Annotated in this window: 22 protein-coding genes; 10 read left to right on the top strand and 12 right to left on the bottom strand. The window is 62.4% G+C overall.

Annotation, left to right across the window (positions count from 1 at the left end; all coding sequences use genetic code 11):
• Positions 1–276 precede the first annotated feature (276 nt).
• From gyrB to mutM, 9 genes are all read right to left on the bottom strand, one after another.
• Positions 277–2727: a DNA topoisomerase (ATP-hydrolyzing) subunit B gene (gyrB, locus tag BMI91_RS12025; protein WP_078605049.1), complete on the bottom strand. Its 2451-nt coding sequence runs from the start codon at positions 2725–2727 to the stop codon at positions 277–279.
• A gap of 81 nt (positions 2728–2808) precedes the next feature.
• The gene (locus BMI91_RS12020) at positions 2809–3429 is read right to left on the bottom strand and encodes a LysE family translocator (protein ID WP_078521619.1); all 621 of its coding nucleotides are present in this window, start codon (positions 3427–3429) and stop codon (positions 2809–2811) included.
• Positions 3426–3854, bottom strand: a complete 429-nt coding sequence (locus BMI91_RS12015; protein ID WP_078605048.1) for a VOC family protein — start codon at positions 3852–3854, stop codon at positions 3426–3428. The genes BMI91_RS12020 and BMI91_RS12015 overlap by 4 nt, the downstream gene beginning before the upstream one ends.
• Positions 3851–4909: a DNA replication/repair protein RecF gene (gene recF, locus BMI91_RS12010; RefSeq protein WP_078605047.1), complete on the bottom strand. Its 1059-nt coding sequence runs from the start codon at positions 4907–4909 to the stop codon at positions 3851–3853. The genes BMI91_RS12015 and recF overlap by 4 nt, the downstream gene beginning before the upstream one ends.
• 52 nt (positions 4910–4961) lie before the next feature.
• On the bottom strand, positions 4962–6080 hold the full coding sequence (dnaN, locus tag BMI91_RS12005) for a DNA polymerase III subunit beta (RefSeq protein WP_078605046.1): 1119 nt from the start codon (positions 6078–6080) through the stop codon (positions 4962–4964).
• 114 nt (positions 6081–6194) lie between these two features.
• Positions 6195–7586, bottom strand: coding sequence for a chromosomal replication initiator protein DnaA (gene dnaA / locus BMI91_RS12000; protein WP_078605126.1), 1392 nt, complete (start codon positions 7584–7586; stop codon positions 6195–6197).
• Between the two features lie 497 nt (positions 7587–8083).
• Positions 8084–8350 (bottom strand): 30S ribosomal protein S20, encoded by a 267-nt coding sequence (gene rpsT, locus BMI91_RS11995; RefSeq protein WP_078521610.1) that lies wholly within the window; start codon positions 8348–8350, stop codon positions 8084–8086.
• A 208-nt stretch (positions 8351–8558) separates the two neighbouring features.
• Positions 8559–9335: an enoyl-CoA hydratase gene (locus BMI91_RS11990; RefSeq protein ID WP_075776776.1), complete on the bottom strand. Its 777-nt coding sequence runs from the start codon at positions 9333–9335 to the stop codon at positions 8559–8561.
• Between the two features lie 86 nt (positions 9336–9421).
• A complete protein-coding gene (gene mutM, locus BMI91_RS11985; RefSeq protein ID WP_078605045.1) occupies positions 9422–10267 on the bottom strand; it encodes a bifunctional DNA-formamidopyrimidine glycosylase/DNA-(apurinic or apyrimidinic site) lyase in 846 nt (281 codons plus the stop codon).
• Positions 10268–10343: 76 nt separating this feature from the next.
• On the opposite strand from mutM, the gene ubiE reads away from it, so the two are divergent.
• The gene (gene ubiE, locus BMI91_RS11980; protein ID WP_078571138.1) at positions 10344–11096 is read left to right on the top strand and encodes a bifunctional demethylmenaquinone methyltransferase/2-methoxy-6-polyprenyl-1,4-benzoquinol methylase UbiE; all 753 of its coding nucleotides are present in this window, start codon (positions 10344–10346) and stop codon (positions 11094–11096) included.
• 3 nt (positions 11097–11099) lie between these two features.
• Positions 11100–12629 carry a 2-polyprenylphenol 6-hydroxylase gene (ubiB, locus tag BMI91_RS11975; protein ID WP_078605044.1) on the top strand — a complete coding sequence of 510 codons (1530 nt, stop codon included), beginning with the start codon at positions 11100–11102 and terminating at the stop codon, positions 12627–12629.
• On the opposite strand, the gene BMI91_RS11970 is transcribed toward ubiB, so the two are convergent.
• Positions 12626–13309, bottom strand: a complete 684-nt coding sequence (locus BMI91_RS11970) for a flagellar hook capping FlgD N-terminal domain-containing protein (protein ID WP_078605043.1) — start codon at positions 13307–13309, stop codon at positions 12626–12628. The genes ubiB and BMI91_RS11970 overlap by 4 nt on opposite strands.
• Positions 13310–13318: 9 nt before the next feature.
• Complete coding sequence (locus BMI91_RS11965) at positions 13319–15424, bottom strand: flagellar hook-length control protein FliK (protein WP_078605042.1); 2106 nt, start codon at positions 15422–15424, stop codon at positions 13319–13321.
• Between BMI91_RS11965 and BMI91_RS11960 the strand changes: the two genes are divergently transcribed.
• The 6 genes from BMI91_RS11960 to BMI91_RS11935 all read left to right on the top strand — a co-directional run bounded on the left by BMI91_RS11960 (position 15423) and on the right by BMI91_RS11935 (position 19277).
• Positions 15423–15818, top strand: a complete 396-nt coding sequence (locus tag BMI91_RS11960; protein WP_425274938.1) for a rod-binding protein — start codon at positions 15423–15425, stop codon at positions 15816–15818. The two genes, BMI91_RS11965 and BMI91_RS11960, sit on opposite strands and share 2 nt — an antisense overlap.
• A complete protein-coding gene (locus BMI91_RS11955; RefSeq protein ID WP_078605041.1) occupies positions 15811–16149 on the top strand; it encodes a hypothetical protein in 339 nt (112 codons plus the stop codon). The genes BMI91_RS11960 and BMI91_RS11955 overlap by 8 nt, the downstream gene beginning before the upstream one ends.
• 208 nt (positions 16150–16357) lie before the next feature.
• Entirely contained in the window at positions 16358–17599 is a 1242-nt protein-coding gene (locus tag BMI91_RS11950) for a flagellin (RefSeq protein ID WP_078605040.1), read from the top strand.
• Positions 17600–17641: 42 nt separating this feature from the next.
• Positions 17642–18061 (top strand): flagellar biosynthesis regulator FlaF, encoded by a 420-nt coding sequence (flaF, locus tag BMI91_RS11945; RefSeq protein WP_244176615.1) that lies wholly within the window; start codon positions 17642–17644, stop codon positions 18059–18061.
• On the top strand, positions 18058–18462 hold the full coding sequence (flbT, locus tag BMI91_RS11940) for a flagellar biosynthesis repressor FlbT (RefSeq protein WP_078571144.1): 405 nt from the start codon (positions 18058–18060) through the stop codon (positions 18460–18462). The genes flaF and flbT overlap by 4 nt, the downstream gene beginning before the upstream one ends.
• On the top strand, positions 18459–19277 hold the full coding sequence (locus BMI91_RS11935; RefSeq protein ID WP_078605038.1) for a DUF1217 domain-containing protein: 819 nt from the start codon (positions 18459–18461) through the stop codon (positions 19275–19277). Before flbT ends, BMI91_RS11935 begins: the two co-directional genes overlap by 4 nt.
• 3 nt (positions 19278–19280) lie before the next feature.
• On the opposite strand, the gene BMI91_RS11930 is transcribed toward BMI91_RS11935, so the two are convergent.
• Positions 19281–20273, bottom strand: a complete 993-nt coding sequence (locus BMI91_RS11930) for an asparaginase (protein WP_078605037.1) — start codon at positions 20271–20273, stop codon at positions 19281–19283.
• Between the two features lie 160 nt (positions 20274–20433).
• Between BMI91_RS11930 and BMI91_RS11925 the strand changes: the two genes are divergently transcribed.
• Positions 20434–20955, top strand: coding sequence for an invasion associated locus B family protein (locus BMI91_RS11925; protein ID WP_425274937.1), 522 nt, complete (start codon positions 20434–20436; stop codon positions 20953–20955).
• Positions 20956–21088: 133 nt separating this feature from the next.
• Complete coding sequence (gene rlmN, locus BMI91_RS11920; protein ID WP_078600955.1) at positions 21089–22270, top strand: dual-specificity RNA methyltransferase RlmN; 1182 nt, start codon at positions 21089–21091, stop codon at positions 22268–22270.
• Positions 22271–22307 lie beyond the last annotated feature (37 nt).

The raw sequence follows: 22307 nt of genomic DNA, 5'->3' as shown, positions 1-22307 counted from the left end.
GCGAACGACCGCTTCTCGCCCTTTGTCGCGCCGAGATCAATAACTGCCGATCGAATCTCTTACAGAGTAAGCGCCAAACAGAGTGTCCTCCCAGGGTGAAGTCAACCTGTTGCTCAGGAACCGAAACTGGGCCTGAAACCCTTCAAAAGAGACTGATCAGAAGCCGAGAATCTCTCGTGCTCGCCTTGTCGGCTCAAGCCGCGGAAACGAAGTCTTATGGGCGTTTCGCGAAAACTTATGGGCAGCGCGAAGCATTATGCGCTGCCCTACAGCCCCTCAGAAGTCGAGGTTTTCCACCGTGAGGGCGTTTTGTTGGATGAACTCGCGGCGGGGTTCGACGACGTCGCCCATCAGCTTCGAGAAGATATCCTCGGCCTCGGCCACGTCTTCGATGCGGACCTGCAGGAGCGTACGGGCAGACGGATCGAGCGTGGTTTCCCAAAGCTGCTCGGGGTTCATCTCGCCCAGACCCTTGTAGCGCTGCAGGCTCAGGCCCTTTTCGCCCTCGTTCAGGATCGCGTCGAGCAGTTCGAGCGGGCCGTGGATGAGGATTTCGCGCTCTTTACGTACCAGCTTCGCCGGGCGGTCATAGACCTCCTGCAACTGTTCGGTCTGGCTGCCGAGACGGCGCGCTTCGCCCGAGCGCAACACCGCGCCGTCGAGCGTGCGGACCTCTTCGACGCCGCGCAGAACGCGGGCGAGGCGGATGCCGTGATCCTGCGTCGGACGGCCCTGCCAGCCGCGCTCGTATTCCAGCGCGACGAGGTCGAGACGCTCGGCCACCGAGTTCGCGACGCCCTGCGCATCGCCGTCGATCTTGCCCGGCACCATTGCGCCCGCGATCGCCGCCTGCTCGAGGATGTGATGCGGGTAATGGGTCGGGAAGGTCGCGAGGATGCGCTTGATCAGGCGCGCCTCTTCGACGACGCGCTTGAGATCCTGACCGCTGATCTCTTCGCCGGTGTTGAGCCGCAGGATGGCCCCCTCGACACCCATGTCGATCAGGTAGTCCTCCAGCGCGGTCTGGTCCTTAAGATAGACCTCGGACTTGCCGCGCGCGACTTTGTAGAGCGGCGGCTGCGCGATGTAGAGATAGCCATGCTCGATGATCTCGGGCATCTGGCGGAAGAAGAAGGTCAGCAGAAGCGTCCGGATGTGCGCACCGTCGACGTCTGCATCGGTCATGATGACGATCTTGTGGTAGCGCAGCTTGTCGATGTTGAACTCGTCGCGCCCGATGCCGGTGCCGAGCGCGGTGATCAGCGTGCCGATCTGATCCGAGCCGAGCATCCGGTCGAAGCGCGCACGCTCGACGTTGAGGATCTTACCGCGCAGCGGCAGCACCGCCTGGTTTTTACGCTCGCGGCCCTGCTTGGCCGAACCGCCTGCGGAGTCACCCTCGACGAGGAAGACTTCCGACAGCGACGGGTCTTTTTCCTGACAGTCGGCGAGCTTGCCGGGCAGGGAGGCCACATCCATCACCGTCTTGCGGCGCGTCAGTTCGCGCGCCTTGCGAGCAGCCTCACGCGCGAGCGCGGCTTCGATGATCTTGCCGACGATCTGCTTGGCCTCGTTCGGGTTCTCCTCGAACCATTCGGCGAGCTTCTCGTTCACGAGGTTCTCGACCGCCGGGCGGACCTCGGAGGAGACCAGCTTATCCTTGGTCTGGCTGGAGAATTTCGGATCGGGAACTTTCACCGAGAGCACGCAGGTCAGACCTTCGCGCGCGTCGTCACCGGTGAAGTCGACCTTCTCGCGCTTCGCGATACCGCTCTCCTGCGCGTATTTGGTGATCGTGCGGGTCAGCGCGCCGCGCAGGCCCGCCATATGGGTGCCGCCGTCGCGCTGCGGGATGTTGTTGGTGAAGGGCAGCACGGTTTCATGGTAGCTGTCGTTCCACCACATCGCGCATTCGACGCCGATGCCGCGGACTTCGCCGACCATGTAGATCGGGTCCTCCATCACGGCGTTTTTCGAGCGATCCAGATATTTCACAAATTCCCGAACGCCGCCTTCGTAGTGCAGTTCGGTCTTGATCGGCTCGGCAGGACGCTCGTCTTCGATGATGATGCGGACGCCGGAGTTCAGGAAGGCTAGTTCGCGCAGACGCTTTTCCAGCGTGGCGAAGACGAACTCACGGTTCGAGAAGGTACCTTCGGGATCGTCTTCCTTGCTCGACGCGAGGAAACGCACTTCGGTGCCGCTCTCGTTCGGGGCGTCGCCCACGACATGGACATGCTCGACGCATTCGCCATGCTCGAACCGCGCCTTGTGGATCTTGCCGTCGCGCCAGACCGTCAGTTCCAGCCAGTCCGACAGCGCGTTCACCACCGAGACGCCCACGCCGTGCAGACCGCCCGACACCTTATAGGCGTTGCCGTCGTCGTCGGTGTTGTTGAACTTCCCGCCCGCGTGCAGCTGGGTCATGATGACCTCGGCTGCGGAGACGCCTTCCTCGGCGTGGATATCGACCGGAATCCCGCGCCCGTTATCGCGCACGGAGACCGAAGAATCCGCGTGAATTTTCACGGCAACGTAGTCCGCGTGACCCGCCAAGGCCTCGTCGATCCCGTTATCCACGACTTCATAGACCATGTGGTGCAGGCCCGAGCCGTCATCGGTATCGCCGATATACATGCCGGGCCGTTTTCTCACGGCTTCCAAGCCTTTGAGAACCTTGATGGAATCGGCGCCGTATGCGTTCTTCTTCGGGGTGTCGTCGGTCATGCCTGCCCGTCCTTTATCTGTTGCCGGTTTTATATCGGCTGGGCAGAGGAATGTCACGTGTCAGACACAAGATTTAGGGGGTCACGTCACGGCGATAAGAAGGCCTACAAGGATCATCAGCCCGCCCGCGATCCGGTTGAGCTTTGCCAGCTTGCCGCGGCTTTGCACGAAGTTGCGGATGCGGTCGACGAAGGCGGCGAGGATCAGGTTGCCGGTCAGCGGCACGATGGCCGAAATCAGGCTGACCGTGGCGATGTCGACCCATGTCATCGTGGCGATCGGGAAGAAGCCCGGCAGGATGCCCATGTAGAACAAGATCGCCTTGGGATTGCCGATGATCACGATGAGCCCGGCGACGAAGCCTGCCCACATGCCGGGGCGCGTCAGGCGGCTGTCGGAGCTGATCTGATGGTCGGCATGGCGGATCAGGAGCGCGCCCATCCCGACGAACATTGCCACCGCGACCCAGCGCAGGGCATCCAGAAACCAGCTGAATTCGCCCACCAGCCAAGATACCCCGAGGATGGCGAGCGCGGGCCAGATCATGTCGCCCACGGTGACCCCGAAGGCGAGCGGCCAGGCGGCGGCAAACCCTCCCGACATGGCGCGGGCGAGAAGGGCGAGCCAGACCGGCCCGGGGGTGAGGAAGAGAACCAGAAGTGCGCCGGAATAGAGTGCGATCTGCGAGAGCGTGAGGGTCATGGCAGGGTGAGGCTTCCGTCGTCGGCCAGCGGCCAGAAAGGATTATGGGCGAGTTCCCAGACATGGTGGTCTGGATCGGCGTAATAGCCCGCATAGCCGCCCCAGAAGGTCTTTTCCGGGGCTTTCAATTCGGTGGCGCCCGCTTTGAGCGCGGCAGCGAAGGCGGCATCCACCTCTTCAGGACTGTCGAAGTTCTGCGCCAGCGTCATCGCTCCGGTGCCCAGCCGCGCGCGGGTGCGTCCCTGATCGGCGGCCAGCGCGGGCAGAGAGAACAGGCTCAGCGCCATCCCGTGGAGCTGGTAGAAGGCGACGTCGTCCTGCTCGGCTTGGGGTTGCCATCCGAGGGCTGCGTAGAAGGCCTTGGACTGATCGAGATCGGCCACGCCCAGTGTGATCAGCGTCACGCGTTGCTGCGGATAGCTCATGGCGTTGCCTCCCTCACTTCAGAGCCCTGCGGCCCCTCGATCACTTCCAGATATTGACCGCGGGGGCCAAGCGCCTCGAACAGTTCCGCGCCGGTGCCCGTCATCATCACCTGTGCGCCCATTGCGCAGATTTCGTCATAAAGCGCCGCGCGCCGGCCGGAGTCCAGATGGGCCGCGACCTCGTCGAGCAAAAGCACCACATCCTCGCCCGCAAGCGCCCGCGCATTGGCGAGGATCAGTGAGATCAGCAGCGCCTTCTGCTCCCCGGTGGAGCATTGCGCGGCGGGGGCGTCCTTTTCGACGTAAGTGGCCAGCAGATCGGCACGGTGCGGTCCCTCCAGCGTCCGGCCCGCGGACATGTCACGATGCCGGTTCGCGTCGAACGCAGCGGCCAAATCCTCGGGGCCTTCGTTCTCAAGGACCAGATGCGCCGCGGGAAACGCGGTCGCCGCATCGGCCTGCGCCTGCATGATCCGCGTCAGAGCCTCGGCCCGGTTCGCCCGGATCGCAGCGCCAGCCTCAGCCATCTGCGCCTCCAGCGCGTGATACCAGTTCGGATCGCGGACCATGTCCTTGAGCAAGCGGTTCCGCTCGCGCATCGCTTTTTCATAGGCCAGCGTCACCTCGGCATGGGCGGGGGTGAAGCTCATCACCATCCGGTCGAGAAACCGCCTGCGTCCTTCCGCGCCTTCGATCCAGAGCCGGTCCATCGAGGGCACCAGCCAGAGCACGCGAAGGATCTGCGCCAGCGCGACCTGCGGCGCGGCTTTCCCGTCGATCTCGACGCGGCGGGATTCACCGGGCAGGGCGGAGGTCTCGATTTCATGGGTGTCGGTGACGGCACGCAGCTTCCAGCCCACGGCCTCGGCGCGGCGCATCAACTCATCGGCCTGCGCCCTGCGCAACCCGCGCCCGGGCGAGAGCAGAGACACGGCCTCGAGGATATTCGTCTTGCCCGCGCCGTTCGGCCCATAGATCGCCACGGGCCGACCATCGAGCGCAATCTCGGCACGGCGATGCGAGCGGAACTGCAATATCTTCAGTTCACGCAGCATCGCGCCTCTTCGTGTTGGTCAAAATATCCCCGCCGGAGGCTCCCGGCAGATGTCACACGCGCATCGGCATGACCACATAGACCGCCGAGGTGTCACCACCTTCGCGCATCAGGGTCGGATCGCCCGACGAGTTGAACAGGAAGACTGCATTCTCGCGATCGACCTGGCTCGCGATTTCGAGCAGGTATTTCGCATTGAAACCGATCTCCAGCGGTTCGTCGGCATAGGCCACGACCAGCTCTTCTTCCGCAGCACCGGCGTCGGGCGCGTTGACCGACAGCACCAGCTTGTCGGCTTCCAGCGCAAGTTTCACCGCGCGCGAGCGCTCCGACGAGACGGTCGCCACACGGTCCACGGCTTTCGCGAATTCGGACGCGTCGACTTCCAGCTGGCGGGTGTTTCCGGTCGGGATGACGCGGGTGTAATCGGGGAAGGTGCCGTCGATGACCTTCGAGGTCAGCGTGATCACCGGGGTCGCGAAACGGACCTTGGTTTCCGACACAGAGACCGCGATTTCCTGATCGTCATCTTCCAAGAGCTTGCGCAGCTCGTTCACCGTTTTGCGCGGCACGATCACGCCGGGCATGCCCGAGGCGCCCTCCGGCAGGCCGGAATCGATGCGTGCCAGACGGTGGCCGTCTGTCGCGACGCAGCGCAAGACCTGACCGTCTTCGCCGGTGGCGATATGCATATAGACGCCGTTGAGGTAATAACGGGTCTCTTCGGTCGAGATCGCAAATTTCGACTTGTCGAACAGGCGCTTGAGCACCCCGGCCTTGGCCGTGAAATTCGCGGTGTATTCCGAGGAGGCCATCACCGGGAAGTCTTCCTTCGGCAGCGTGGCGAGGTTGAAGCTCGACCGGCCGGCCTGCACGTTCAGACGTCCGGCGGTCGGATCGTCCGAGATCGAGACCAGCGCGCCGTCGGGCAATTTGCGCACGATTTCATGCAGCATGACCGCCGAGACGGTCGTGGCCCCGGCCTGTTCGACCTGTGCGGGCGCCTTGTCGACCACCTCGATATCGAGGTCGGTCGCGCGGAACTGGACGGTGTCGCCTTCGGCTTCGATCAGGACGTTTGCAAGGATCGGGATCGTGTTGCGGCGTTCCACAACGGATTGCGCTTGCGAGACGGCCTTGAGCAGAGCGGCGCGTTCGATGCTGAATTTCATGTCGATCCCTCACGACTTTCCGGGGCTGGCAAGGTAGCACCTCGCGCCACCGGCACAACGGTTTTCGCAGACATTCGGTCGCTTTGTCCGGAGCGTCAAGCCCAGCGGGCCAGATCAGCTTTCAAGGAGGCGGCGGAGCAACTCGATATCTTCGGCGAGCTGCGAATCCGTGCCGCGCAGCTCTTCGATCTTGCGGATGCCATGCATGATCGTGGTGTGATCGCGCCCACCGAAGCGGCGTCCGATATCGGGCAGCGAACGGGTGGTCAGCGATTTCGCGAGGAACATCGCCACCTGACGCGGCCGTGCGATGGCACGCAGGCGTTTGGGGCCCACGAGATCCGAGAGGCGGACGTTGTAATGTTCCGCGACCTTGCGCTGGATTTCCTCGACGGTGACCTTACGCTCGGATTGGCGCAGCTGGTCCTTGAGGCATTCCTGCGCCAGATCCATCGTGATCTCGCGCCCGATCAGCGAGCCATAGGCAAACAGGCGGGTCAGCGCGCCTTCGAGGATACGCACATTCGACGTGATCCGGTGCGCCACGAATTCCAGAACGCCGGGGGCGATCTTTAGATCGGGATACTCGCTCTTATAGGCTTCGGTCTTGGTCTGCAGAATGCCAAGGCGCAGTTCGTAATCGGTCGGGTGCAGGTCGACGACGAGGCCGCAGGACAGGCGCGACTTGATGCGCTCTTCGAGGTCCTTGATCTCGCCCGGCGCACGATCCGCCGAAATGACGATCTGTTTGCCCTGATCCACAAGCGCGTTGAACGTGTGGAAGAACTCTTCCTGCGTGGAATCCTTGCCGGCGATGAACTGCACGTCATCGACCATGAGAACGTCGATCGAGCGGAACATCTCCTTGAAGTCCATGATCTGCTTTTCGCGCAGCGCCTGCACGAAGCGATACATGAACTGCTCGGCCGAGAGGTAGAGCACGCGCAGATCGGGGCGCTGATGCTGCAGGTCATGCGCGATGGCGTGCATGAGGTGCGTCTTACCAAGGCCGACGCCGCCATAGAGGAACAGCGGGTTGAAGGTGACGGGGCCGCCTTCGGCGACGCGTTTGGCGGCGGCATGGGCCAGCTCGTTCGGTTTGCCGACGACGAAGCTGTCGAAGGTGAAACGCGAATCCAGCGGCGCGCCGGGAAGCGGCTCGTCGGGGCGCGGGGTCTTGCGCGGCTTCGCGACAGGAGCGGCCGGGGCAGGGGCCGGAACGGTCGGGCGCGTGGCGCCATTCGCCGTGCCGTTCATCGGGCGGCGCGACGGGACCGAGATGTTGACGCGCTCGGCGGAGACGCCAGCCCGGCGCAATTCGCTCAGGATCGGTTCCGCGAAGTTGCGCGAGACCCAGTCGCACATGAATTTCGTCGGTGCTTGGAACGAGGCGATACCATCCTCGAGGTCGATCAGCTCGAGCGGAGCGATCCAGGTCGTGTAGTTGTTCTGCCCAACCGCTTTTTGAAGCTCATTGCAAACCTGCCCCCAAGTGTCGTCCGTCATTTTTCCGCCCATCGCCAAACACAAATCAGGTGCGTCTTCGTCCCTTGGCTTTGCGGTGAGTCCGGCTGGCAGGCCAAACTCGAATACAAACAGACACGACCTACCTGCCGGGGCTAAAACCCGGTGTCAGGCAGAGTTGCCGAAAGTGAGGGGTTATACCCCCTCGAGAATCGGAATCGCATTTCGCTGGTCGCCGCCAGGCTTTTTCATTTGTCGTGGCAGACTTATTTGCCCTCGACGGCCAGATAAATGCGTCATGTCCCCCAAGGCGACGTGAATCGCAGGTAGAAGCTAGCAAGCTGGTGAGCCCGCAGGCAACCGACCTTTGCGCTTGACGTGAGATTCCCCGAAACGAATCTGAGGGGGCTGCGCAAAACTGCAACAGTTTTGTGTCAAGGCGTTGATTGTCCAAGAAAAAACGCGCCTGCCAGATAGGCAGACGCGTTTTTCTTAAGGAATCCAGCGTATTCCCGAGCCAGTTCGCTCGGGGACGCAGATCAGGCCTTGAGGGCCTTCACGCGCGAAGCGAGGCGCGAGACTTTGCGCGATGCGGTGTTCTTGTGCAGAACGCCTTTGGTGACGCCGCGAGCCAGTTCGGGCTGAGCCGCGCGCAGGGCGTTGGTTGCCGCTTCGTAGTCGCCCGAAGTGATGGCTTCTTCGACTTTGCGGATGAAGGTACGGATGCGCGAACGACGTGCTTTGTTGACGTCTTGGCGGCGCTCGTTCTGACGGGCGCGTTTCTTGGACTGGGGCGTGTTAGCCATGTGTATCTTCCCACTTTCCGGGTCTGTTCAAATCTTTCAATCGCACGACAGACCCCGGGCTCCAGCGAACCTAGATGATTCTAGCCTAAGCGGGCTCCACGCGCATGTGAGGCGGCCTCATAAGCCAAAATGCGTGAAAGGGAAAGGGAATAATGAAAAGCGGGGCCGAAGCCCCGCCATCTGCTGTCGCGTTGGTAGCCCTAAGGGCTCACTTGTCGCGGAATTGCGGCTCGCGCTTTTCGAGGAAGGCGGCCATGCCCTCTTTCTGGTCGTCCGTCGCAAACAGCCCGTGGAACAGACGACGCTCGAACAGGATGCCCTCGTTCATCGTCGTCTCGTAGGAGCGGTTGACCGCTTCTTTCGCGGCGCGAGTGGCGAGCATCGATTTCTCGGCGATCTTCTGCGCCGCGGCCATCGTCTCGGGGATCAGCTTGGCGTTCGGAACGACCCGGCTGACAAGCCCCGACCGTTCAGCCTCGCCCGCATCCATGAAGCGGCCCGTGAGGTGCATGTCCATCGCCTTGGACTTGCCCACGAAGCGCGTCAGGCGCTGGGTGCCGCCGATCCCGGCAATCACGCCGAGATTGATCTCGGGCTGGCCGAACTTGGCGTTCTCCGCACAGATGATGAAATCGCACATCATCGCCAGTTCACAGCCGCCGCCGAGCGCGTAGCCCGCCACTGCAGCGATGATCGGTTTGCGGATGCGATTGATGGCATCCGCTTCTTTGCCGAAGAAGTCGCTCGTGAACATGTCCACGAAGCTCTTTTCCGACATTTCCTTGATGTCTGCGCCAGCCGCGAAGGCCTTTTCCGAACCGGTGATGACGATGCAACGCACCTTGTCATTCTCTTCCGCCGATTTCAGCGCCTCGGCCAGTTCCCCCAGCAATTGGGAGTTCAGGGCATTCAGTGCGTCGGGGCGGTTGAGCCGGATCAGGGCAACGTAATCCTCGATCTCGACGATCAGGGTCTGGTAGGCCATTCGGTCTTGCCTTTCCTTGTCTCTGAACGGGACTCCTAGCAGAGCATCAAATCAGATCAAGCGTCTTATGACGCGAGGGCGCTGCGTCATTTCTGGCAAGACGGGCAGAAAAAGGTCGAACGTCCCGACTGAACGATGCGCCGGATTGGCGTGCCGCAGGTGGTGCAGGGCGTGTCCTCGCGGTCGTAGACATGGAAGCTGTGCTGGAAATACCCCAGCTCCCCATCCGCCTGACGATGGTCGCGCAGGGACGAGCCGCCGGCCGAGATCGCCTCGGTCAGTACTTCGCGGATGATCGGCACGAGCGAGGCGAGCCGCAGGTTCGAAATCCGCTTCGCCTGACGGCGCGGGTCGATACCTGCCCGGTGCAGCACTTCACAGACATAGATGTTGCCCAGACCCGCCACGATATGCTGATCGAGCAGCGCGGATTTGATCGGCGTCGCGCGGCGTTTGAGCGCCTCGACCAGATAGTCTTCGTGGAAGTCGTTGCCGAAGGGCTCGGGGCCCAGCCCCGCCAGCAGCCAATGGGCCTGCTCGCGCTCGGTCAGCACCAGATCCATCGCCCCGAAACGGCGCGCATCGTTGAAGGTCACGCGTCCGCCGCCGGACATGTGCAAAACAACGTGATCGTGCTTGGCAGGCGCCGGATGATCGAGATGAAATTCGCCGAGCGTCACGCCCGACACCAGCATCCGCCCGGACATCCCCAGATGGATCAGCAGGCTCTCCCCGCTATCGAGATCGGCCAGGATGTATTTCGACCGTCGCCGCAGTCGGTCGATGCGGGCACCTTGCAACCGCTCCGCCATCCGCTCGGGCAGGGGCCAGCGCAGGTCGGGCCGATTGACTTCGGCGCGTTCGATCCGATGGCCTTCCATGGCCGGGACCAACCCGCGACGAACCGTCTCGACCTCGGGCAATTCGGGCATTGTTCCTCCTCATCGCATTGTCTTGGGGCAAAGGGCCCCTATAAGAAGGGGGTGAAATGAGGAACGGCAAGGGCCCATGAGCGCAGAGCAATCAAAGACCACGCATTTCGGTTTTCAGACCGTGGACGAAGATGCCAAGGCAGGCATGGTTCACGGCGTGTTTTCGCGGGTGGCATCGAAATACGACATCATGAACGACCTGATGAGCATGGGCATCCACCGCGTCTGGAAAGATGCGATGATGGATTGGCTCGCGCCGCGACCGGGTCAGAAGCTGCTCGATGTGGCGGGCGGCACGGGCGACGTGTCCTTCCGCTTCCTCAAGCGCGCGGGCTCGGGCCACGCCACGGTCTGCGATATGACCGAATCGATGCTGGTCGAGGGCCGCAAACGCGCCGAGGCCGAAAGCATGGCCGACAGTCTCGATTGGGTCGTGGGCGATGCGATGGCACTGCCCTTCGCGGATAATTCCTTCGACGTCTACACGATCTCTTTCGGCATCCGGAACGTGACGCGGATTCCTGATGCGCTCAAGGAAGCCTACCGGGTTCTCAAGCCCGGCGGGCGGATCATGGTGCTCGAATTCAGCCAGATTCCGAACGAGATGATGCAGAAGGCCTATGATCTCTATTCCTTCAACGTGATTCCGAAGATGGGCGAGATCGTCGCGAATGACCGCGACAGCTATCAGTATCTGGTGGAATCGATCCGCAAATTCCCGACGCAGGAGACATTCGCGCAGATGATCCGCGAGGCCGGGTTCGAGAATGTCTCCTACCGGAACCTCTCGATGGGGATCGCGGCGCTGCATTCGGGCTGGAAACTTTAACCGATGCGCGGACCCCATAATATCTGGCGCCTGATCCGGACGGGCGCGACCTTCATCCGCACGGGTGCGATGCATCAGGCGCTCGAAGCGATGGACGCGCCGCCGCGGCTACGCGCCGTGGCCTATGCGATCAGCGCGCCCTTCGCGTGGCTCGGCTACAAGGGCGATCCGGACCTGCCGCCGGTAACGCGCGCGATCACCGCGCTGGGCCCGGCCTATATCAAGTTCGGTCAGGTCCTCTCGACACGGCCCGACGTGGTCGGCTCGGAGCTGGCCGATCAGCTGCGCGTGCTGCAGGACAAGCTGCCGCCCTTCGAGACTTCCGTGGCCAAACGCATGGTCGAGGAAGAACTGGGTGCGCCCGCCGATCAGCTGTTCATGGAGTTTTCCGAGCCCGTCGCGGCCGCCTCGATCGCGCAGGTCCATTCCGCGCGCCGCGCCGATACGGGCGAGCGCGTCGCGGTGAAGGTGCTGCGTCCGGGGATCGAGCGCGCTTTCCGCCGCGATCTCGACGCCTTCCACTTCGCCGCCGCGATGATCGAACGGATTTCGCCCGCGTCGCGCCGTCTACGCCCGAGCGAGGTGATCAAGCATTTCGAATCCGTGGTTCTGGGCGAGCTGGACCTGCGTCTGGAAGCGGCCTCGGCCTCGCAATTCGGCGCGAATACTGAAGGCGATGCAGGTTTCGTGGTGCCGCAGCCGGTCTGGAACCTCTCGGCCAAGCGGGTGATGGTGCTCGACTGGGCCGAGGGGCTGCCGATGGGCGACCCGGACGGTCTGCGCGGGGCGGGCCATGATGTTTCCGGCATTGGCGAGCGCGTCTTGCAGCTGTTTCTCAGCCACGCGCTACGCGACGGTTTTTTCCATGCCGACATGCATCACGGCAATCTCAAGGTGGCCGGGAACGGCGATATCCTTGCCTATGATTTCGGGATCATGGGGCAGATCGACGAATATACCCGCCGGGTCTATGCCGAGATTCTCATGGGCTTCATCCAGCGCGACTATAAACGCGTGGCCGAGGTGCATTTCGAGGCCGGGTATGTCCCCGCCGATCGCGATGTCGACGAGTTCGCTCTGGCGCTGCGCGCTGTCGGCGAGCCGATCTTCGGGATGGATGCGACGCATATCTCGATGGCGCGGTTGCTGGCTTATCTCTTCGAGGTGACCGAGCGGTTCGGGATGCAGACCCAGACGCAGCTGATATTGCTGCAGCGCACGATGGTGGTTGTCGAGGGGGTCGCCCGCTCGCTGAACCCGTCGATCAATATGTGGGAAGTCGCCAAGCCGGTCGTGGAAAAATACATCCGCGAAAGCCTCGGCCCGCGCGCCATCGCGAATGACCTGCGCAAGACCGTGCAGGTGCTGGGCCGCTTCGGGCCGGAACTCCCCGACCTCGTGAAAGCGGCGATCCGCAAACAGACCGAGCCGACGCCGCCCCCCGTGACGGTGACCCGCTGGCGCTATGCCGCGCTGATCTCTGCCGGGACCGCCTTGCTGCTCCTTGGAGTCGTGCTGGGCGAATTGCTTTAGCCGTCCCGTAGCGCACTGACCGTGTCCGCGGCGATCGTGGCGCCGCCTTCAAGCGTCAGCAGCGCGCCGTCCGCGCCGGATTGCACCTCGGTCACGCGCGTGTAGGCCGCGACCGGGTCGGTGCCGATCAAACTTCCCGAGGCGTAGCTTTGCAGCGCGAAACTGTATTGTCCTGCGCCCAGTAGCTGACCTGCGTCGTTCGTGCCGCCCCAGGCATAGCTGTCGAGTGCGGGCGAGATCGGTTTCTGCGCGACCTGACGCCCGGTGGAATCCGTGACCACGAGAACCGCGGCATCGGCCCCCGATCGCGCGGCTGGCGCGAGATCCACAGGCGTCGCGCCGTCGAAGTAGCTTGGCGCCTCGGCACGCGCCTGCATCCCGACCCAACCCGCCAGTTCGCTCAACCCGCCGAGCCCGATCTGACCAGACAAAACAGTCAGAAGGTCATTGGTCTTGACCTGCTGCTCGACACCCGAAAAGGTCGCGAGCTGTACTGCGAAATCCGCGCTTTCGATCGGGTTGAGCGGGTCCTGGTTCTTCATTTGAACGGTCAGCATCGTCAGAAAAGTCTCGAAATCCGAACTCAGCGCCGAGGGCGCTTTGGTGCTGGTGCCGTTCTCCGCGGCGGTAACGGCCGACGTGGCGGTGGCAGGCGAGGTGATGGGGGAAGTGGTGGTCATGGTCGTCTCCTACATCCGCAGATCGAGCCCGCTTTGCGGGGGGGCGAGGCGCGCGGTCGCGCGTGGGGCCGGGGCAATCGGCGTCTCAATTGGGTCTAGGCCCGGGCCAGCGCCCAAGCCGTCGAGCATGTCGGGCCGTTGCTGCGGACGCTCGTCGCGCTGGCTGAACTGAAAATCGAGCGAGCCATAGCCCATGTCGTGCATTTCGCGCGCGAGCGTGTCGATATGGCGGCGCATGAGGTCGAGCGTCTCGGCACGGTCAGCGTGTATCGCCACCGTCATGCCATTCTGGCTCGCATGGAGGGTCATGCGTACATGGCCCAGTTCCTCCGGTGAAAGCGCAATCTCCACCGGTCGATCGGGCATCCGTGGCAGCGAAATTCCAATCTGATGGGCGATCGACTGCGCGATCGAAGCGGGCGCGGGGGGCACCGCCGCGCTTGTCTGCCCGGACCCACCCGACGCGGTGATCAGAGAGGCGGAGCCCGCGGCCCATGTCTCTGCTGTCTCACCGACATGGACCCGCGTGGCGGTCAGCTCGGCGTCGTCCATATTGGTCTTGGTCGCACCCAACTCTGCTGTCGTGAGATAGGTTGCCCGTGCGTGATCCATGCGTTTGAGGGCGGGCGCGGGTGAGGCATAGGGTATGGCACCCGAAGGGAGGGGTGCGGCCTCCAGCCGGGTCGACCTCTCGGGCGCCCCAGCCTTTTCATGCTGCGGCGCATCGCTTTGCGCGACGCTCAGTATCGGTGACATGTTCTGCTGAGGCTGGGGGCGCGCAACCGCTCCAGAGGCGCCGACAGTTGAAGGGGGGGCGGAGGCCTCGGTCGCAAGCTCGTGCTGTGGGGCATTTGCGTTCGCGACCTGCTGCAGTCTCGAAGAGACAACGCTTGCCTCGACGGGCTGCGGTGCTTCCTTCGCGCTCACTTTGACGTCTGCAGCCTTCGATGCTCGCGTTTTCGCATTGGGCGGCTCGGCGAGCGTGGAGGGCAGTGGAGAGAAGGCCGGCGCTGCCTGGTCTCCTGCGCGTCTCTTCATCCCGGTCAGCGTCGGATCAGTTTCTGGAGCAACGGTGCGCGCAGCCCCAGCTGACGCTTCGGTCGGTTGGGTTTGGGCACTGTTTTGGCCAAAGACGGGCGCGCTTTCAGGTTGTTTGCCTGCCAGAGGGTTATGTGTTGCAGCAGGTGAATGGAAAGAAGGCGCAGCATTCGGGCCCCGTAGAAGCGCCATTTCTGAACGATCGTCGGGACGAAGAGGGCCCGAGCTAGTTGCGTTCTCCTGCGGTGTGCTTTTGGTTTCAACGTTCCCTGCCTTTGTCCCCTCTGCATCGGATGCTGTGAGCGTCGGAACTTTCGATGCGGGCTCGGCACGTTGAGCGCTATCAATCCCTGGGACAAACACCACGGGTTTTGACGACACAACTATCGCCGAATTTTCGCCAGTTTCAGCAGGCCTTTGCACCCGACCGCTCGCGTCGTGAGGCGCAACGGTCGCCGCAACATTTCTAACGAGTATTGAGAGCGTTCCATCGTTCACGAAGCCAGCGTTTTGTGCACTGATCTGCGGCTGGACGGTCATCACGTTCGAGAGTTGCACAAAACGCAATGAGCTTTCCGAAGCCGTGTCAGGGATATTCGCTTCGATTTTGTCCGTCTCCGTGTGAGCGAGCGAAACCCTCTCCCGGTCTACTTTTTCGTTCAGTCGAGACGTCGCGCGGCCATCATGCGAGACAATGCGCTCCACGGGCTTCTTTTGACCATCGAGCTTTGTGGGATGGTCTGGGGCGACTGTGAGCGCCGACCGCGTCGGGCCGAACGGGCCCTGCTGACCGGGCAGCACAATGTCAGAATCGCTGCCAGCCAATTCTCGAGCACCGGATTCGTTCGTCAGCGCTACTTGAGCATCTTCAGCCTCACACTGCGGGTCCTTGTCGGCGCCTCCCTCTGGCTCCTCAACCAAGTTAACGCCAAGAGGGATTGCGACGGTTTTTGGTGCGGCGTCTTCTTCAAGCGTGAAGGTTCCGCCCGGCGACTCCGCCGTATCGGTAGGTCTCGCTGCTGCCTTGAGATGGCCGCTTGGGCCTTTCGGCGTTGCTGGAATCGGAAAGGGAATCATGGTCCTCACGACTTCTGTCTGTGTCGAGGCCACTATCGCCGCAGGAACTTACCGATTCTTTACGCCCGACTGGCAGAGTGCAGAAAATTATCTGCAACTGGAGAGTTCGATGCACAGTCCGACCGTATCACCGCTGCCGCACGCGGCTGGTCTCTCTTCGCATGATGCCAAGCTGCTTGCGCAAGCGAAGGCACTAGAAGCCGGGTTCCTTTCGGAAATGCTTAAAGAGGTGGGCATGAAAGCCGCAAGCGGTGCTTTCGGCGGTGGAATTGGCGAAGAGCAATTCACGTCCTTCCTGAGAGCCGAACAGTCCAAGGCCATGGTCGAGGCCGGGGGAATTGGCCTTGCGGAAATCATCTTCGAATCGCTCAAGAACGGAGGGCAGGATGTCTGATACGAATGCTGCGGAAGAGCTGATCTCGCTGCTGCGGCTCGAACGGGAAGCGATCCGTTCGGCGGATTTTTCCGACCTTGTCGGGCTGAGCGCTCGAAAGGAGCGCGCGATGGCTGCGCTGACGAAACCTGATGGCGACACGGTCGAGAAAATCCGTGCGCTTGCACGCGATAATCAGACGCTATTGGCCTCGGCACTTGCGGGTGTTCGCGCGGCGCAGGCTCGTTTGAAAACGATTGTGACGGCGGCGAAAGGCTTCGAGTCCTATGACAAGGAAGGGCGACCGCGGCCCATCCGCCGCGGCAGCGGAGATTTCGAGCGTCGTGCATAAGCTGTTAATCATGAAAGGAATTTGTTGAGAGATCGGGGGCGGGATTTAGCAGATTGTTAGCCTTTGGAGGGCCATGGTGACGACGCATCCAAGCGATGGCGCGCCTCACGGCTCAGGAGGCGCATTGGTCAGAAAGCCTTGAGTGCCGCGTCGAACACGCGGCTTTGCAATCGAGTGACGCAAAGCGTCGACACTAAAAGGATAAATCATGTCCAGCATTCTGACGAATACCGGCGCGATGGTCGCGCTGCAGACCCTCAAAGGGATCAATTCCGGCCTCGCCACCACGCAGTCCGAAATCTCGACCGGCAAAGCCGTCGGCTCGGCGAAAGACAACGCGGCTGTCTGGGCGATTTCGAAGGTCATGGAATCCGATGTTAAGAGCTTCTCTGGCATTTCGGACAGCCTCGCACTGGGCGAGTCGACCGTTGCCGTCGCTCGTAAGGCGGCCGAAACCGTCACCGACCTTCTGACGGATATGAAAACCAAGATCGTCGCAGCGCAGGAAGCGAATGTGGATCGCGACAAGATCCAGACCGATATCGACGCCTTGCAGGAACAGTTGACCTCGGTGGTCGGGGCGGCTCAGTTCAACGGGCTGAACTTGGTCGATGGCTCTTCGGCCGCGACGGTCAAGGTTCTGTCTTCGCTCGATCGCGCGTCGGACGGCACCGTCTCTGCAAGTCATATCGACGTCGACGCGCAGAACCTGTCGGTCGGTGGGTATTCCGCCAAAGCTGTCTTCACGGCGTCCGACGGGGTGTCCACCGATAAGGACGTTGCCGCAACGACTCTCGCCAAGGCCGATGGGACCGGGGAAGACCTCGTACTTGATGATACGGTGACCTGGGCTGCGGGTGATAGCGTCAGGGTCACCTTGGGTGATCAAACCGTCAGCTACACGCTCTCGGCTGCAGACGCGGCGCAGACCGGAACCGCGCGCACCGACCTGATCGCAGCAGGCCTCAAATCGGCAATCGATGCGCTGGGTATCGCCAACCTGCAAGTCGACTTCACGGCCGGTGTCAGCACCACCAGCGATTCGACTCTCACCTTCAAAAATGACGGTATCGCCGATCTGGCGGGAGACCTTACGATCGTGTCTCAATTCGTCAATGCGGGGGCAGGCGGCCTCGGCGCGGTCGCATCGATCGACGTGACCAGTGATGCGGGGGCGACCGCGGCGCTCTCCAATATCGAAACGCTGATCCAGACCGCAACCGACGCGGCATCGTCCTTCGGTTCCGTGGAGGGACGGATCGGCACGCAAGCCGATTTCATCTCCAGCCTCAGCGACTCGCTCAAAGCGGGTATCGGTTCGATGATTGACGCTGACATGGAAGAGGCCTCGGCCCGTCTTCAGGCGCTGCAGACGCAGCAGCAGTTGGGCATCCAGGCGCTCTCGATCGCCAACCAGCAGCCGCAGAACATTCTCTCGCTGTTCCGCTAAGGCTCGGGTAGGGGCGCCTGACTTGGCGCCCCCGCTTCCCTCATGTGCCGCGCGCATGATCAGTTTCAGTCACCGGAAGGATTTCCCGTGTACGCGACGACTTTGGCCAAAACGGCCTATTCCAATCCCAGCCAGCCGATGCGCACGCCGCGAGGGCTCGAATTCGAACTCTTCGCCCGCATCACGCGCCGCCTCAAACAGGTCTCTTCGCAAGATGCCCCTTTTGCCGCGCTGGCAGAAGCGATCTTCGAAAACCGCCGCCTCTGGACCGCGCTTGCGGCGGATGTCGCCGATCCGGAGAATGGCTTGCCGCAAGATCTTCGCGCCCGCATCTTTTTCCTGCACGAGTTCACGCACGCGCATAGCCGCCTCGTGCTTTCGCAAGACCGGTCGGTCGATGCGCTGATCGACGTGAACACCGCCATCATGCGCGGGTTGCGACAAGACGGGGCAAAGCAATGAGCGGCCTCGTTCTGAAACTCGCCCCGAAAGAGAGAGTGCTGATCAACGGTGCCGTCATCGAAAATGGGGATCGCCGATCGCGACTCGCGATCATGACGCCGAACGCAAACATTCTTCGGCTGCGCGACGCGATTCATCCCGGAGAGGTGAACACCCCGGTCCGTCGGGTTTGCTATATCGCACAGCTCGTGCTCTCCGGCGACACCGATCCGCAAGAGGCGAAGATGCAGTTGCTTCGGGGGATCGAGCAGCTCAGTCAAGTTCTCAAGGATCAAGATAGCCGTGCGCAGCTCAATGCAGCCACGCTCGCCGTGATCGAGAACCAGCATTACCAAGCGCTGAAAGCACTGCGCACGCTTCTTCCACGGGAGGAACGCCTCCTCGCCGCAGGCGCGTCATGACGTATCAGCCGGTCGTCCCTTTCTCCGGGTTTGCGGGGTGGCGGTTTCTCTCGCGCACGATGGAGACGCAGCAAGCCGCTTTCGCGGCGTCGACGGAAAACCAACGCCTCGATAGCTATTTCCGGGAGACGATCGGACAGATCGACACGGCGCAGGCTTTGGTGGACGATCGGCGTCTGCTCGGTGTGGCGCTTGGCGCATTCGGTCTCGATGCGGATATCGGCAATAAATACTTCATCCGAAAAGTGCTCGAGGAAGGCTCTTTGGACAGAACGACGCTTGCCAACAAGCTGTCGGATAAAAGCTATCTCGCGCTGACCACGGCTTTCGGTTTCGGCGATTACTCCGTTCCGCGAACGAAGCTTTCGACTTTCGCAGATGAGATTTTGACGAAATTTCAAACCCGAGAGTTCGAGGTCGCGGTTGGCGAAGTCGATAATGACCTGCGCATGGCGATGTCGTTGCAACGCGATCTACCTGAGCTCGCGGCGAAGGATATGTCCGAGGCTGCGAAGTGGTACACGATTATCGGATCGCCATCCCTGAGCCGGGTGTTCCAGACAGCGCTCAACCTGCCACACAGCGTTGGCGCGCTTGATGTCGATCAGCAGCGCGAGATCTATACGTCCAAGGCGCAACGCGTCTATGGCACCTCCGACCCGGCGGAGCTTTCCAGGCCCGAGACACTGGAGGTCCTGACGCGGGATTATTTGCTTCGTGCGCAGCTCTCTAGCATGACCAGTGTCTCGTCGCAGAATGTAGCGCTCAGCCTTTTGCAAAACGCGGGGGCGCAGGGCCTGTCCCTTCGACTCTAAGCTTTAAGGAAACTGCACAGCACGGCGCAGCTCGCCAGTTTTCAGACCGCGCCAATTGGTGATCGGGCCGGTCAATCTGCGGTGCACCACGGGCGCGTCGGCATCGAGCGCACCGAGGCGGATCAGCAGCGCGATCATCGCCGCTTCCGAGGCCCGAGTCGCGCCATCAGTGATCTTCAGGGCGACGCCGCGCTTCTGATCCGGAAGTATGGCGACATAGACGCCTTCCGCACCGGTTTTGACGGCGACGCGCCCGTTCGCCTCTCGCATGATCTCGGTGCAGGCGCGGCCTTCGCCCGCGACGAGCTCCGGATGCTCCATCATCGCGTCGACCAGACGGGTCGCAGCGCGCGCCCGCAGATCGCCGTCGGAAGTCGCTGCCGCGAAAAATTGCATGGCGCGCCCGAGACCGGCGAGGCTGGTCGCGAAATTCGGGGCCGAGCATCCGTCGATCCCGTAGTGCGGCGAGGTCTCTTCGGTCACCTCTTCAAAGGCGGATTTCACGGCCCGCTGCACGGGGTGATCGATCTCCACATAGTCTGGGCCGCCGCCCAGATGCTTGTTCAGTGTCAGGAACCCGGCATGTTTTCCCGAGCAATTGTTATGCGCCTGGCAAGGCGCGTGATCCGAGCAGATCAGATGCTTCTTCTCGGCCTTGTCGCGCGGCAGATGCGCCCCGCAGCGCAGGTCGTCATCGCCCAGCCCGAGCGTCGCGAGCCAGTCTTCGACCGCCGCGCGGTGCATCTGCGCGCCGGAATGGCTCGCGCAGGAGAGGGCGAGCTGGCGCGTCGTCAACCCGGCAGCCTCCGCCGCACCGCTTTCCAGCAGCGGCAGGGCCTGGATCATCTTCACGGATGAGCGCGGAAAAATAACGGCTTCGGGATCGCCCCAGGAGGCTTCGATCCCCTCAGGACCGACGATCACCGCATGTCCATGATGGACGGATTCACACATCCCCCCGCGCCACAGCTCGATCATTGCCTCCGGTGCCGTCATCGCCTGCCTCCTATGCGCGAAATCTCGCCATCGCGGGGTTTTACCCCTAGGCTTTTTTAGGTTAAATGAGTGTTATCGAGAGGAAAACGCATCCGCCACCGAAAACAGGGTGACCGGCCCGGGCGATGCAGAGGCAACGTGACAGCTGGAGGCTGTAAGCATGATGATGAAGGGTCTGCGGATCGCGGCGGCTGCCGTGCTCATGATCGGGGCGGGGCATGGCGCAATGGCGCAGGAAAGCACCAACCGCGTCGCGGCGAATACCGATTGGAGCGTCTTCGTCGATAACGATCCGAAAGAGTGCTGGGGCGTGTCGAAACCGAAGAAGACGGTCAACACCAAAGGCGGCAAGGTTGTGCAGGTGAACCGCGGGGATATCCTGCTGTTCGTGACCTACCGTCCGGGCAAGAAGCCCGAGATTTCGTTCATGGGCGGCTATCCCTTCGCGGATGGCTCGACGGTCGATCTCGAAGTCGGCGGTCAGAAATACACGCTCTTCACCGATGGTGGCGGCGCTTGGGCCGGATCGCCGGAAGAGGACGCGAAGATCATCGGCGCGCTCAAGGCCGGGTCCGACGTGAAGCTGACCGGTCGTTCGAGCCGTGGTACCCAGACCGAGGACACGTTCTCGCTGATGGGCTTCACCGCCGCGACCACCGAAGCCGAGCAGCGCTGCCAGTAAGCGACCGTCGCGCCTGACATTGGAGCCCCGGCCATGCGCCGGGGTTTTCGCGTTCGAGCCAAAAGCGCGACGCCCCCTGTTAATGCAGGGGCGAATCCCCTATATGAGGCGCCTCATTTCAAGGAAACATGCGATGACCCAGTCTCAGGCTCCGATCACGCAAGACGTGCACACGATCCCGCGCAAGCTGCCTGAAGGCGGCAAGGTGAACCTCATCGGCCTCACCCGTGACCAGCTGCGCGCGGCGCTGATCGAGGCGGGCACGCCCGAGAAGCAGGCGAAGATGCGCGTCGGCCAGATCTGGCAGTGGCTCTATTACTGGGGCGTGCGCGATTTCGCGGCGATGACCAACCTCGCCAAGGATTACCGGGCGATGCTGGCCGAGACGTTCGAGATTACCCTGCCCGAGATCGTGTCGAAGCAGGTCTCCGAGGACGGCACGCGGAAATACCTCCTGAAGATCGCGGGCGGCCATGAGGTCGAGGCGGTCTACATCCCCGAGGAAAGCCGCGGCACGCTGTGCATCTCGAGCCAGGTTGGCTGCACGCTGACCTGTTCGTTCTGCCACACCGGCACGCAGAAACTCGTGCGCAACCTGACGCCCGGCGAGATCGTCGGTCAGGTCATGCTCGCACGCGACGATCTTGGCGAATGGCCCGAGAAGAACAGCCCGAAGAACGAGACCCGTCTGGTGTCGAATGTCGTTCTTATGGGGATGGGCGAGCCGCTTTATAACTTCGAGAATGTCCGCGACGCGATGCAGGTCGTGATGGATGGTGAAGGCATCAGCCTCAGCCGCCGCCGGATCACGCTGTCGACCTCGGGCGTCGTGCCGGAGATCGCGAAGACCGCCGAGGAGATCGGCTGTCTGCTGGCAGTGTCCTTCCACGCCACGACCGATGAGGTGCGCGACAAGCTGGTGCCGATCAACAAGCGCTGGAATATCGAGACGCTGCTGAACGCGCTGCGGGAATATCCGCGCCTGTCGAACTCCGAGCGGATCACGTTCGAATACGTCATGCTCAAGGGTGTGAACGACAGCGACGAGGACGCGCGCCGTCTGGTGAAGCTGATCCGTGGCATTCCCGCGAAGATCAACCTGATCCCGTTCAACGAATGGCCGGGCGCGCCTTACGAGCGCAGCGATTGGGAGCGGATCGAGAGCTTCGCCGACATCATCTACAAGGCGGGCTACGCCTCGCCGATCCGCACGCCGCGCGGCGAAGACATCATGGCCGCCTGCGGTCAGTTGAAATCGGCGACCGAGCGGGCGCGCAAATCGCGGGCGCAAATTCAGGCGGAAGCGGGGCTTTAAGGGAACCCGCTTCGCCGCTTCTGCATTGACGCTGCGT

Source organism: Thioclava sediminum, assembly GCF_002020355.1.
Classification (GTDB): domain Bacteria; phylum Pseudomonadota; class Alphaproteobacteria; order Rhodobacterales; family Rhodobacteraceae; genus Thioclava; species Thioclava sediminum.
This window is presented reverse-complemented; position numbering and strand designations above follow the sequence as displayed.

Bases quoted from the DNA above. Each gene is read 5' to 3' on its own strand.
- gyrB (WP_078605049.1), bottom strand. From the start codon at position 2,727: ATGACCGACGACACCCCGAAGAAGAACGCATACGGCGCCGATTCCATC.
- BMI91_RS12020 (WP_078521619.1), bottom strand. From the start codon at position 3,429: ATGACCCTCACGCTCTCGCAGATCGCACTCTATTCCGGCGCACTTCTG.
- BMI91_RS12015 (WP_078605048.1), bottom strand. From the start codon at position 3,854: ATGAGCTATCCGCAGCAACGCGTGACGCTGATCACACTGGGCGTGGCC.
- recF (WP_078605047.1), bottom strand. From the start codon at position 4,909: ATGCTGCGTGAACTGAAGATATTGCAGTTCCGCTCGCATCGCCGTGCC.
- dnaN (WP_078605046.1), bottom strand. From the start codon at position 6,080: ATGAAATTCAGCATCGAACGCGCCGCTCTGCTCAAGGCCGTCTCGCAA.
- dnaA (WP_078605126.1), bottom strand. From the start codon at position 7,586: ATGACGGACGACACTTGGGGGCAGGTTTGCAATGAGCTTCAAAAAGCG.
- rpsT (WP_078521610.1), bottom strand. From the start codon at position 8,350: ATGGCTAACACGCCCCAGTCCAAGAAACGCGCCCGTCAGAACGAGCGC.
- BMI91_RS11990 (WP_075776776.1), bottom strand. From the start codon at position 9,335: ATGGCCTACCAGACCCTGATCGTCGAGATCGAGGATTACGTTGCCCTG.
- mutM (WP_078605045.1), bottom strand. From the start codon at position 10,267: ATGCCCGAATTGCCCGAGGTCGAGACGGTTCGTCGCGGGTTGGTCCCG.
- ubiE (WP_078571138.1), top strand. From the start codon at position 10,344: ATGAGCGCAGAGCAATCAAAGACCACGCATTTCGGTTTTCAGACCGTG.
- ubiB (WP_078605044.1), top strand. From the start codon at position 11,100: ATGCGCGGACCCCATAATATCTGGCGCCTGATCCGGACGGGCGCGACC.
- BMI91_RS11970 (WP_078605043.1), bottom strand. From the start codon at position 13,309: ATGACCACCACTTCCCCCATCACCTCGCCTGCCACCGCCACGTCGGCC.
- BMI91_RS11960 (WP_425274938.1), top strand. From the start codon at position 15,423: ATGGTCCTCACGACTTCTGTCTGTGTCGAGGCCACTATCGCCGCAGGA.
- BMI91_RS11965 (WP_078605042.1), bottom strand. From the start codon at position 15,424: ATGATTCCCTTTCCGATTCCAGCAACGCCGAAAGGCCCAAGCGGCCAT.
- BMI91_RS11955 (WP_078605041.1), top strand. From the start codon at position 15,811: ATGTCTGATACGAATGCTGCGGAAGAGCTGATCTCGCTGCTGCGGCTC.
- BMI91_RS11950 (WP_078605040.1), top strand. From the start codon at position 16,358: ATGTCCAGCATTCTGACGAATACCGGCGCGATGGTCGCGCTGCAGACC.
- flaF (WP_244176615.1), top strand. From the start codon at position 17,642: ATGTGCCGCGCGCATGATCAGTTTCAGTCACCGGAAGGATTTCCCGTG.
- flbT (WP_078571144.1), top strand. From the start codon at position 18,058: ATGAGCGGCCTCGTTCTGAAACTCGCCCCGAAAGAGAGAGTGCTGATC.
- BMI91_RS11935 (WP_078605038.1), top strand. From the start codon at position 18,459: ATGACGTATCAGCCGGTCGTCCCTTTCTCCGGGTTTGCGGGGTGGCGG.
- BMI91_RS11930 (WP_078605037.1), bottom strand. From the start codon at position 20,273: ATGACGGCACCGGAGGCAATGATCGAGCTGTGGCGCGGGGGGATGTGT.
- BMI91_RS11925 (WP_425274937.1), top strand. From the start codon at position 20,434: ATGATGATGAAGGGTCTGCGGATCGCGGCGGCTGCCGTGCTCATGATC.
- rlmN (WP_078600955.1), top strand. From the start codon at position 21,089: ATGACCCAGTCTCAGGCTCCGATCACGCAAGACGTGCACACGATCCCG.